This is a genomic window from Pseudomonas sp. 39004 (genome assembly GCF_028682155.1).
GTDB classification, from domain to species: domain Bacteria; phylum Pseudomonadota; class Gammaproteobacteria; order Pseudomonadales; family Pseudomonadaceae; genus Aquipseudomonas; species Aquipseudomonas capeferrum.
The window spans coordinates 1-11,338 of sequence record NZ_JANIAG010000179.1; the positions used below are offsets into that span (position 1 = coordinate 1).

At 65.6% G+C, this 11,338-nt stretch carries 7 protein-coding genes; all 7 read right to left on the minus strand.

The genetic code is table 11. The features are described 5' to 3' along the window. A partial coding sequence (locus tag NP534_RS22675; protein WP_274100181.1) for an SCO family protein occupies positions 1-388 on the minus strand: 388 nt, incomplete at its 3' end. After that, positions 385-2,376 (minus strand): cytochrome D1 domain-containing protein, encoded by a 1,992-nt coding sequence (locus NP534_RS22680; RefSeq protein WP_274100182.1) that lies wholly within the window; start codon positions 2,374-2,376, stop codon positions 385-387. The genes NP534_RS22675 and NP534_RS22680, both read right to left, overlap by 4 nt. A gap of 18 nt (positions 2,377-2,394) precedes the next feature. Continuing rightward, positions 2,395-8,256: a manganese-oxidizing multicopper oxidase MnxG gene (gene mnxG, locus NP534_RS22685; RefSeq protein ID WP_274100183.1), complete on the minus strand. Its 5,862-nt coding sequence runs from the start codon at positions 8,254-8,256 to the stop codon at positions 2,395-2,397. Positions 8,257-8,427: 171 nt separating this feature from the next. Beyond that, positions 8,428-9,192, minus strand: coding sequence for a malonate transporter subunit MadM (madM, locus tag NP534_RS22690; RefSeq protein ID WP_033697574.1), 765 nt, complete (start codon positions 9,190-9,192; stop codon positions 8,428-8,430). A 2-nt stretch (positions 9,193-9,194) separates the two neighbouring features. Next, positions 9,195-9,617, minus strand: coding sequence for a malonate transporter subunit MadL (madL, locus tag NP534_RS22695; protein WP_274100184.1), 423 nt, complete (start codon positions 9,615-9,617; stop codon positions 9,195-9,197). A 163-nt stretch (positions 9,618-9,780) separates the two neighbouring features. After that, positions 9,781-10,701, minus strand: a complete 921-nt coding sequence (gene mdcH, locus NP534_RS22700; protein WP_274100185.1) for a malonate decarboxylase subunit epsilon — start codon at positions 10,699-10,701, stop codon at positions 9,781-9,783. Continuing rightward, a complete protein-coding gene (locus NP534_RS22705) occupies positions 10,698-11,306 on the minus strand; it encodes a malonate decarboxylase holo-ACP synthase (RefSeq protein ID WP_274100186.1) in 609 nt (202 codons plus the stop codon). Before NP534_RS22705 ends, mdcH begins: the two co-directional genes overlap by 4 nt. Between the last annotated feature and the right edge of the window lie 32 nt (positions 11,307-11,338).

Consider the following 11,338-nt stretch of genomic DNA (forward strand, 5'->3'; position numbering starts at 1 on the left):
GCAGGCGCTTGGCGTCATCGCGCTGCGGGTCGACGCTGATCGACACCAGGTGGATCTCCTCGCCGACACGGCCGCCCAACTGCTGCTGGACCTTGCCCATGATCGACGACACCACCGGGCACACCGTGGTGCAGCTGGTGTAGATGAACCCCATCACCACCAGGTGATCCCCGACCAGGTCCTTCTCCAGGCGCACCGGCATGCCATCCTGGTCGAGCAGCGAGACATCGGCGAAGCGCAGGCTGGCCTTCTCCTGTCGCGCGGCGGGCGGTTGCTCGGCAGGGCCATCGTGGTCATGCCCGGCATGGGCCAGGGCCAGGTTGCTGGACAACAACAGTGGCAGCGCCAGGCTCAGGCCCAGCCGTGTAAAAGCATGCTTGGCGTTCATCGCACACTCCTTATTTGCATCTGGGTAGCGTCCCCTTGGGCAGCCGTGGAGACCGAAGCCGGCAGGACGCGCAGGCTGGTGTAGTTTTCTTCGGCAAACTTGCGGCCAAGCGACGGCGACTGCACATGCAGGTACCAGGCGCCGGCTTCAGGCAGGGTCAATGCAGCCTGGTAGATGCCCTCGCCCACTTCTACGAGGCGCAGGTTGCGCGGCATCGACGACGGCGCCAGGAAATAGCGCAGGCTCAGGTCGCTCAGGCCAAGCCGCGGCTCGCCGTCATCGCCAACGATGCGCACCCGCGCGGTGAAGGCGCTGTGCTGCGGCAGCGGCTGTTCAAGGCCGAGAAACTCGGCATGCGCGCCCTTGTGCTTGCGGGCATTCGGCGCTGCGGCGACATCGGTGCTGAAGCAGTGAATGATCTGCGGCTGGTTGAGCAGGAAGGCCACGTCGAACTTGCCGGCTGCCGGCATTTTCACCGTCGAGCCGTACACCCCCGGGGCCACCTCGCGCAGGCTGCGGTCGACGACGATGGCGGCGCGGGCCTGATGGCCGCGGTTGTTGTAGCCGGACATCGGCGCGTTCATGCCCTCGGCGTAGAAGTAGGTGGTGTTGTCCACCGGGTTGACCACGAACACCGAGTTGTCGTCACGCGATACCGACAGCCCCTGGGCCAGCGGCAGGTCGCCGGCCTGGCGCGGCGCGGCGGGGCCTGCGTCGAAGCCTTGGACGATCGGCGAACGCCCCTGCCCAAGGCTGCCCAGGTTGATCATGCTGACCCTCGGCGAGGCCAGGCCGCGCACGTAGGCATAGCCCTTGGTGAAGGTCAGCTGATACGGTTCGGCCGCCACCGGGATGCGGTGGATCAGCGTGTCGGTACTGGCGTCGATCACCAGGGCCTGGTTTTCCAGGGTGTTGAGCACGATGCCGTAACGCCCGTCACTGCTGAAGCGCATCGGGCCCAGGCCTTGTTCAGCCGTGAGGGTGTGGCGCAATTGATGGCTACGGCCATCGAATACCCGCACCGTGCCTTCCCTGCCGTCGACCACGTAGACCGCCTGGGACAACGCCGAGTAGCTCACCGACAGCGGGTGCGGGCCCACCTCCAGGGTCTTGGCCAGGCGCATTTCGGGGATGTCGATGATGCTCAGGGTGCCGCTGTCGCGGTTGCTGACGTAGGCGTAGCGCGAGTCGCTGCTGAAGGCGATCTCGTGGTGCCCGGAGCCGGTGGCGAAGGACTTGAGCGTACTGCGCCCGGGCACATCGATCACCGTTACCCCACCCTTGGCCGGGTCACTGCTGTTGTTGCCCACCCAAAGCCGGTGCTGGTCGGGTTGCAGCACCACCCGTGTCGGTTGCTCGCCGGCGTCCAGGTCCGCCACGCGGGTGAAGGTTTCGGTGTCGATCACCGATACCTTGCCGCGTTCGGGGATCGACACGAACACCTGTTTGTCGTCGCCGGTGGCTGCCCAGTCCATGGGGCTGCCCGGCAATTCGATGCGGGCCATGGTGCTGGTGACACCGCCCACCGACACCGTCGGGTCGATCACCGTCAGGCTGGCGTCCTTGTTCAGCATCAACAGGAAGTAGCTGTTGAGGTCGAGCAGCGGCCGGGCGCCAATGCTGCTTTTCAAGAACAGTGCGACACGGGCCTTGCAGCTTTGGTCGCGGTCGCCAACCGGTGCCGACTGGGCCGGGTCGATCCAGGCCCCCGGCGCCATGCCCGACAGCGGCTGGCCGCTGGTCTGGTCGCTGACCTTGAAGCGAATGCTGGCAAAGGCGCCTTCGCGCAGCTCGCCCCCGGCCAGCGGGCGGGCCTCGAACTCCACGGTCACGCCGTCCCGGCTGAGCCGATGCAGGGCCTGCGGGTCGGCAGGCTCCTGCAACAGCTCGCGCGGGTCGCACCAGAGTTTTTCATAGGCAACGCCCAGGCCGATCAGCGCTACCCCCAGCAGTACCCCCAAGTAAGCAGGGCGAGTCTTCTTGTTCATGCTCGCGCTCCCATGTCGTTATTGTGCTGCAGCCGTTGCCGGCGGCGCTTCGTTGGTTACCCGCAAGATCCCCCACAGCCCCGAGAGGTTGCCGTAGGCGGCGTAGTCGCGGAACAGGTAGTCCCCCGGCACCGCGTTGGCCCCGCCTGCGCTGGGCAGCATGAAGCTGAAGTGCGCCGCCGGCAGTACGCTTTCCTGGGCACCGATGTAGATGGACATCGGGTTGTAGCCGAAGCGCACCGAGCCGATGCCAGGCAGGCTCATCGGGTAGCCATCGGCGTCGTTCTTCTCGGCCTGGTAGGCGTGCAGCGGCCACAGGTGCCCGTCCAGCTGGTAGGTGATACCGCGGCTGCCACCGCTTGGCATCAGCACATGGCTGCGCGCCGGCTGTCCAGGTTTGGCCCACAGCACCGGCGTTTGCGGGTCGCCACCGACCAGGGCGTTGCTGTAGGCCATGTGGGCATTTGGCACATCGGCAAAGCCATTGCCGTCGGCGTGGCCGAAGGGTGCGTCCGGCGCCATGCCGAAGCGCAGCCACAACGGTTCGGTCTTGTAGTTCATGGCCATGTTGCCGTTGTCTTTAGGGTCGCCCGGCACGCCATTGCCCTCGGTGGCGATACCTTCCACAGGCCGGCCATCAGCCCAGCGCATATTCATCGAGCGCTGCCACACCGTGACAAAGTCGCGGTAGTCGGGCTGGCCGCTGACTTTCACTGTCGCCTGGGCACGGCTGGCGGTGTCCTCGGTGAAGGTGGCAGCCTGCGGCAGGATGCTCATGGCACCCACCAGGCCTTTTTGCGGTTGCTTGATGAAGTCCGACGGGGTCAGGTTGAGGCCGCCGAACTCGATCGCCGTGGTGTTGATGTTGTCTACCGTACGGCCCAGTTGCAGCACCGGTTTACCTTCGCGCTCCAGGTGGCCGGCGTAGTACTGGTACACCTTGGACGGGTAGGCGCCGCTGTTGCCGGCCCGCGGCGGCACGGTCTGCACCGGGTTGAGGCCAACGTTGGCACCGTCGGACTTGGTGATGTCGTAGGCCAGCAACTGGGCATGCAGGCCCACATGGCTGGAAGGCCGCATCAGGTTGTTGTTGAAGGCGGTGGAGCCTTCGCTGCCGTTGCGGTCACGTTTGACCACGTTCTGCATCACTGCGGTGCTCGGCAGGTCGGGCATCACCAGCGGCAGGCGGTTTTCCAAGGTGATGCTGATGCAGTCACCGGCGCTGGCGCGCAGCACCAGCGGCTCTACCGGCACGCCGGGCTTGAGCTTGCCGGTACTGGCATCCAGGTCTGCCTTGCGCACATACAGCACAGCGGTCGGGTCGTGCAGCGGTGCGCTGTGGCCGCCGACGGTGAAGGTGGTGCCGTCCTCCTCGTCGACCACCGTGACCTGCGGGATGCTGGTGGTGCGGCTGTTGAACACCAGGGTGCCGCCGGCGGCCTTGAGCGGGCCACCGACATGCTGGCCAACCCCCGCCGGGTCGGCGATGCTGACGCCGTGGCGGTTCTCGAGGATGTCGTTGGCCAGTGCGGCGACGATCTCGTAGTTGCGCTTGACCGTCGCCCGGGTGCCGATGCCATTGACGTTGGCCGTGGTTTTCGGGCAGATGCCGTCAAAGTTCACGGTGTTGCGCATGGCCACCGGCTGCGGGTTGTTCGACAGCGGGAACAGGTCCGGGCGCAAGGTGGTGTAGTTGCGCATGATGCCCCAGATGCCATTCCAGTAGCCTTCCAATGCCGCGTCCAGCGAGTACAGGTAGTCGCCGTTGGTGGCGGCGGAGCTGGAGATCATCGACACCGGCGCCATGAAGCCCAGTTGCTCGGAGATGCCGATCATCTGCGACGCTTTCCACCCCGAGTTGGAGCTGCTGCCAAAGCCCGAGCCGTTCTGCAGCCACTTGACCCCGTGCAAGGTGACGTTGTGCTCCTCTTCATGGCCACCGGCATGCATGCGCAGCCGCACGTTGTCGCCCGAGTAGGTGCGCAACATTGGCGTGAACGGGTCGCCGGGTTCGCTGCCGGCGGTGTTGATGTGCGGCGGGAATACCGTGGTGCCACCGGTGGGGCCCACCGCCGAGGTGATCGCCGAAGGCGCCATGTTCATCGCCGGGATCGCGCGGTCAATGCGGCTTTGCAAGGCATAGCTGAGGTCGCCGCCCAGGCCGTCGGCCTGCATGCCACGCTTGCCGTCCGGGGCCACCTTGTTGGGGTCGAACACCCGCAGGGCCAGCGGCTCGTTACGGTAGTTGACGACGAACATGCCAGGGTCATCCACCGAAATGGCCTGTGGGCACGGCCGGGTCGGGCACCCTGGGCTCAGCCCGCCACGCGACTCGACCACCGATTCGAGCAGCGACGAGGCCTTCTGCCGTACCGGTGGGTTGATGGCGTAGCGGAAGCTGTCGGCAGTGGCCGGGTACGACTGGCCATTGGGAATACCGTCTGGCCCCGCGCCAACGTACACGCCCGCTTCATAGGCATGCTGGAAGTCGCTGTACTCGAGGAAGAACTCGCGGTAGCTGTCGTTACGGCCATCGCCGTCATGGTCACCGGTCTTGATCACCGCCTGCCACGAGGTCGGCCCGCCGTCCTGGCGAGACGGGTTGTACAGCTGCTCGCCGGTTTCGGCGTGGTACCAGGTAGAGCCGGCAGGCTCGGCCAATACCGTGGCGTAAAGGCCCAACTGCTGGTGGGTCGATGGGCCAAGGTGGTCGTGGGTGAAGATGGTGCCCAGGCCACGGTCGACGTTATGCACGTTGACCACCGGGTCGGCGAACCAACGTTGCATCGCCGTGCGCGCGCCCACCCAGTCGGCCCGGCCGAAACGCCCGAAGTAAGGGTGTTGCTTGGCTTTCGGGCAGGCGGCGGTACCGTCCCGGCTGTCGCCTTCGGTACAACCGTTGTAGGCACGAATGGCATGCACGCGCTCGACCACGCTGCCGGGCGAGAGGATGCCGTCCTCGTAGTTCCAGCCGTTGGCCGAACCGTCGGCTGCGGTGAGGTCCCACTTGGGCAGGTGGATATGCTGGCCGATCACGTCGGTCGGGGTGCGTACCTGGTAGTCGTCCATCTCATAAATGGAGGGGATCAGGTTGGTGTGCTGGTACATGGTGCAGTCGAAAGTGTTCATGCGCATCACCAACGGCTCTGGCGGGCGCTGCTTGGTGATCACCGGCCAGGCATCTTCCCAGAGGGCGATGATGCGTGCCTGCGGGAAGTGGTAGCCGACCTTGTTATAGACAGCATCGAACTGGATATTGGCGCCCTTGTAGATGCGCGGGCGGTCGGCGGTGAAGGTGGAAGCGCCGCGGAAGTTCATGCCGGTCAGGCTCTCGCCGCTGGCGTACTCGCCCACACCCGACGACTGGGTGAGGCGCTTGCCACGGTCGTCCATGCAGGGTTCGAAGAACGGCGCACCGGCGGTCGGCAGGGCGCCGTTGGTGCGGAAGTTACGCGCCACCGGTTGGCTGCCGGGTATCAGCGCATAGCTGGGGTGCTCGGCCTTGGCGTGGAATTTCATGGCTGCCTGCTCGACTTCCGTGCCCTCTTCGGGCAGGTAGATCGGCTTGGCTTTGTGCACCACCTTGGAGAAATCCAGCTTGGTGGTGGTGGTCTGTGCTTCACCCCCTGCCGAAACACCATCCAGTGCATGCCGGCCGAGGCCACCATCCCAACCATCGACCTGGTTGGCGTCCAGGTTGGCCCACAGGGCGTTGCCGCTGTTCTTGAGTTGCTGGGCCAGTGCAGGGTCGAGCATGTCCAGCGGCGGGGTGGGAGGCCGTTGGCCGACACTGCTTTCCATGCCACCGATCCAGAACGGATAACCGGGGTTTTTCAAGGTGCCATCGGCGTTACGGTTGCTCTCGCTGCGGTCAACCAGTGCCAGCGAGCCGACGGCCTTGGGTTCAGCTACCCCATGGCCGTGGTCATCGTCGCCCTCCTCGCCGTCGTCATCCTCCTCGTCATTGGCTGCCACCCGTTGCTCGGCAAGTTTGGGTACCACGACCACCTTGCCCGGCATGGGCGCCATGGCTTTGCCAGGCAGTGGGACGATGGCGGGGATGGGTGTGCCGGCAATGATTTCACCGTCGGGCAAGGCCCGCGCGCCAACCGCCGGTTTGCCGCTGCGCAGGGCAAACGGGGTGCTGTGGTAGCCGTTCGCGGCCTGGCCACTGACCTCCAGCCGGGTGCCTTCCTCGAACACATCGTGCACCCTCCACATGGCCCACATGCCCTGGGCGAAGTGCGGGTAGAAGTGGCAGTGATAGATGGCATCGCCGGCCACCCGGTTACGGTTGCCAGAGCCACCGTTGGCGATCTCGTAGGTGTAGCCGATGCCCGGGCCGATACCCTGGGCGTCGACGTAGTCGGAGTTATCGTCGTTGGGGTTGAACAGCCATTGGTGCCCGTGCAAATGGAAGATGTGCTGTTCGTGACCGTTGTGCGTGTTGCGGAACTTGGTGAAGTCACCAATGTAGCTGTGGTGGACGTTGGCCGGTTCTGACGGGTACAGGGCCATGCTGGCCTTGACGCCGATGGCGCTGGCCGGCGGCGTCTCGCCTGGGCGGATGTTCTCCAGGCCAACGTTGGCCGGCACATCCACCAGCGTGCCGATATCGCCCACGGTGTGGGCGCTGAGGAAGAACTCCTCGTAGGCGCAGGACAAGCAGTCGTGCATCGGGCCCACGCCCAGGCGGTTGGCCACCACTTCGGCACCCATGCCCCCCGAGCCGTAGTTGATCATGAACGAATCACGGGTCGGCTCCAGTACATGGCCCATGATCGGGTCGGCCCAGTAACCGGGGAAGGCCTGGGTTGCGGCCACTTCGTCGGCGAACTGCGAGGCGAAATCACGGAACGCGTCCAGCCGGTTGGGCAGCGCCGGGTTACGTTTGTTGACGCTTTCCAGCGGATAGGTCGAACGCGGGAAGCTGCCATCGGGGTTGGGGCCCATGACAATGGCATCGGTCTCGCTGTTGAGGATCTCGTTGCCATCGACCATGGCGATGATCGGTTTCCCGGCCTTGCCTTCGGTGATCCAAGGCTCGGCCTGCGGGTAGCGTGCCTGGTAATCGATAACCGGTTGGCCAGTGGCGGTGCGGCCGGTGCTGGCCAGGCGCATCTCTTCTTCTGTGAGGGTGTTGCGGAAGGTGCGCCCGCCTTTGGGCACCACCACCACCTGGCCGAACAAGCCATTGGCAACGTTACCGGCACCGCCCTGGCCGCCGAAGGTCGCGCCTTGGCTGGTGGCGGCGAACGCCCCTTCGCGTTCGGCATACAGGGTGTAGCTGCGGGTGTTGCCCGGTGACACCAGGAAGTTGCCGTTGCGGCCGGTGTTGGCAGCAATATCGCCAATGCTGTTGACCGCTTGCAGGCCGTTGACCTGGAAGCCTACGTGGCGGTCGCTGACTTGCTCATCGGCGACGAAGTGCTCACCGCCTTCGTTTTCGAATTCGGTTTCCGGCCCTTCCTCCTCCTCCCCTTCGGCCTCGTTCTCTTCGTGGTCGATGCCGTGCTTGTTGGGGTTGGCCTGGTAGGCCAGCAGGTTGGTCAGGTTGACGGTGAGGCAGTCGCCTGCGGCCACACGCAACACGATTGGCCGTGGGCGCTTGTCCGGGCGCAAGGTGACTTTGCCAGGCACGGCGGCGCCACCTTTGCCGAGCGGGACCTGGTGCTCGTCCACCACATCCTCGCGCAGGGCGAACATCATGCCGTTGGCGTTTTGCGCGCCAAGGCGGTTGAACATCAGCGGCTGGTCCAGTGCCACCACATTGGCGACCAAGGTGCGCTGGCACTGCACAGCTGCCTCGCTGGTCGCTTCCCAGCCAAGCAGGGCCAGGAAGAATGATGACAGGACGGGGCCTTTGAGCGGGGTCGACATGCTGCACCTCCGGAACACAGGAACTCTGCGAGGAGGTTCAGCAAGGTATATGCCACATGTGAATTGCTATTAATTTCAGTGTGTTATGCGATCAACCGAAACAGATTGGGGAGGATTCCCCAACGGCTTTCCCCGATTCGGGGGATGGGGCTGCTGCGCAGCCCATCGCCTTTAACCCATCAAGCCACGCACACAGAAATACAAGATCGAAGGCCCCATCAGGCAGCCCAGCCCGGTATGGAACGTCGCCGTCAACGCGCCGTAGGGCACCAGCCGCCGGTCCGTTGCCGCCAACCCCGCCGTCACCCCCGACACCGTCCCGGCCAAACCGCCGAACACCATGGCCGAACGCGGGTTGTCCAGGGCCAGCAGGCGCGCCGATACCGGCGTGAACACCATCACCAGAATCGCCTTGATCAACCCCGTGGCAATCGACAACGCCATCACATCGGAGCTGGCGCCTAGGGCCGCGCCCGTCACTGGCCCGACGATATAGGTGACGGCGCCCGCTCCGATGGTGGTCATGCTCACGGCATCGCGGTAACCGAACGCATAGGCGACCGCCGCACCGACGATAAACGGCAGCACCGTGCCCAGCAGCAACGCCACGGCGCCAATCATCCCGGCCTTGCGGGCTTCGGTGGCCTGCACTTCGAAGGCCGTGGCGACGATGGCGAAGTCTCGCAGCATCGCCCCGCCCATCAGGCCGATGCCTGAGAACAGCGCCATGTCCGCCAGGCCTTTTTGCCCGCCGGTAACAGTGCCGCCTACCCAGGCCAGCACCAGGCCGATGACGATGGCGATCGCCGAGCCGTGCACCCGGCCGAAGGTCAGGTATTTCGACATCAGTACCGACAACCACATGATCGCACCGACCACCGCGAAGGCCGTGATCAGGCCGTTGTGTTCCAGGGCATTGTCCATGATCGGCCACATGATCAACGACCTCCTGCAGGGGCAACCTGCACCGGGGCTTCGGGGGCAGGCTCAAGTGCGGGCAACGGTTCACCGCGGTGGCTGCGGCTGATCAGCGCGATGGTCGCACCGCACACCAGTACTGCGCCGATCGCCGCCAGCAACGCCACCGGCCCGCCATGCAGGGCGGTGACCACATTCTGCTGGGCGGCCATGGCCACCACCACCGGGATGTACATGGCGCCCCAGAAGCCGACGCCGAACTCGCACTCCTTGCTCATGCCGCCATGGCGCTGCCTGTACAACCGCGCACAGATCAGCAGGATCATGGCGATGCCGACCCCGCCCACATTGGATTTGACACCCAGCAGCACGCCCAGGAAGTCGCCGACGATGACGCCGGCAAGCGTGCATACCGCCAGCAGAGCCACACCATAGATAATCATTGTTGTTGTCCTCAGGTAGTGTCGAAGTTGCTTGTTGTTGTTCTTCGTAAACACACACTTGCGCGGCTCACGCGGTCAATGTGGGAGTTGCCAGATTGTCGGGGCCGCTTTGCGGCCTTTCGCGACACAAGGCCGCTCCTACAGGCATCGCTCCAGCCTGCCATCATCGGTTCTGGGCCACCTCCTGGCGCAGCAGCGCGTCGAGGGTGTCTGGACGGGTGCCTTCCACGCTCACCACCCTGCCCTGTTCAAACACCGGCCGGGCCAGGCCGCTGAGCACACTGCCCGGCGGTATTTCCAGGTGCAGGCGTACCCCGCGTTCATAGGCGTTGCGCAACGTGGCACGCCAATCCACCACCTGTGCCATGTTGCCGGCCAGGTCGTCGCGCAAGCGCTGTGTATCGAAGATTGGCCGTGCACTGCTGCCACTCAGGTAGGTGATCGCAGGCCGGCGCAGCTCGACCGTGGCAAAGGCCTTGGCAAGCTCTGCAGCCGGGCCGGCGAGCAGCGGGCAATGGGATGGCACGCTCACCGCCAGGCGCCGTGCGACGCCTTGGCCCAGGCTGCGCGCGCGGCGTGCCACCGCGGCCATGGCCGCCTCGCTGCCGGCAATGACGATCTGGTTTTCACTGTTGAGGTTGGCGACGTAGACCTCGCCGCCCACCGCCCTCAGCAAACGCTCGACGCTAGCCAGGTCGAGGCCGCTGAGTGCGGTCATACCGTAACCGTGCGGATAGGCGCACTGCATCAGCTCGCCACGCAGGGCCACCAGCCGCACAGCATCGGCGAACCCCAGGGCACCCGCCGCAACCGCAGCGGGATAGGCGCCAATCGACAGGCCGGCCACGTAGTCCGGCGCAGGGCTGCGCTGCATCAGCCAACGGGCCCAGGCAACCCCGCTCAGCAGCAGGCAAAGCTGCACCGCACGGGTGCCCTGCAGGGCCTCCTGGCTGTCCAGGCCCAGGGCGCTCTGGCCCAAAGTATCACTGGCCTCTTCCAGCAATTGACCGGCGTCGTCAGGCAGACGATGCAACATGCCCACCTGCTGAGCCCCTTGGCCGGGGAACGCGAACAGGCTGCTCATGCCGCGCACTCCAGGGCAGCCCAGGGGTCGCTGACCAGGCGCGCGCCGAGCGGCGATTTGAGCAGTACGCGCCGGGCAAAACCTGCCCATTCGCGCAGGGCGACGGCGCCTGCCGGTGTTTCCAGCTGCACATCGATACGGCACGGTGCGCAGTCGAGGATGTCCAGCAGTTCCTCGGCCTTTGCCCGTGTCAAAGGGTGCGGCGCACGCAGGACCAGGTCCAGATCGCTGGCCAGGTGCAACACGCCAATGCCCGTGGCCAACTGGTAGCCCACCCCGCCCGTCGGGCCCCAGGCCAGCCCGCAGGTGTCGAGCACCGGGGCCACCGAGGCCAAGGCCTGTAGCGCAGGCCAAAGGCTCGGCTCGCAACAACGCAATGCCTCAGGGCTTTGCAGACGCTGGATATCGCCCAGGCGCATCTGCGTGCCCAGCCGCTGATCCCGGCTTTGCCCGCGCACGCCCACCGCCACGCAGCCGTCCGCGCAGGCTGCACGGCGCACCACCACAGGTTGGCCGCTTGCCACCACCTGCAGCGCCCACTGCGGGGTATCGGCAGGCAGCGCAGACAGGGGCATCCCCCAGAGCAGGTCGTGTGGGCGACCCATGCCGTGCGGCACGCGCCGGTGGAACCCGGCAG

What these genes read in the sequence shown, in the direction of transcription:
- NP534_RS22680 (WP_274100182.1), bottom strand. Translation starts at nt 2,376, where the DNA reads ATGAACAAGAAGACTCGCCCTGCTTACTTGGGGGTACTGCTGGGGGTA.
- mnxG (WP_274100183.1), bottom strand. Translation starts at nt 8,256, where the DNA reads ATGTCGACCCCGCTCAAAGGCCCCGTCCTGTCATCATTCTTCCTGGCC.
- madM (WP_033697574.1), bottom strand. Translation starts at nt 9,192, where the DNA reads ATGTGGCCGATCATGGACAATGCCCTGGAACACAACGGCCTGATCACG.
- madL (WP_274100184.1), bottom strand. Translation starts at nt 9,617, where the DNA reads ATGATTATCTATGGTGTGGCTCTGCTGGCGGTATGCACGCTTGCCGGC.
- mdcH (WP_274100185.1), bottom strand. Translation starts at nt 10,701, where the DNA reads ATGAGCAGCCTGTTCGCGTTCCCCGGCCAAGGGGCTCAGCAGGTGGGC.
- NP534_RS22705 (WP_274100186.1), bottom strand. Translation starts at nt 11,306, where the DNA reads ATGGGTCGCCCACACGACCTGCTCTGGGGGATGCCCCTGTCTGCGCTG.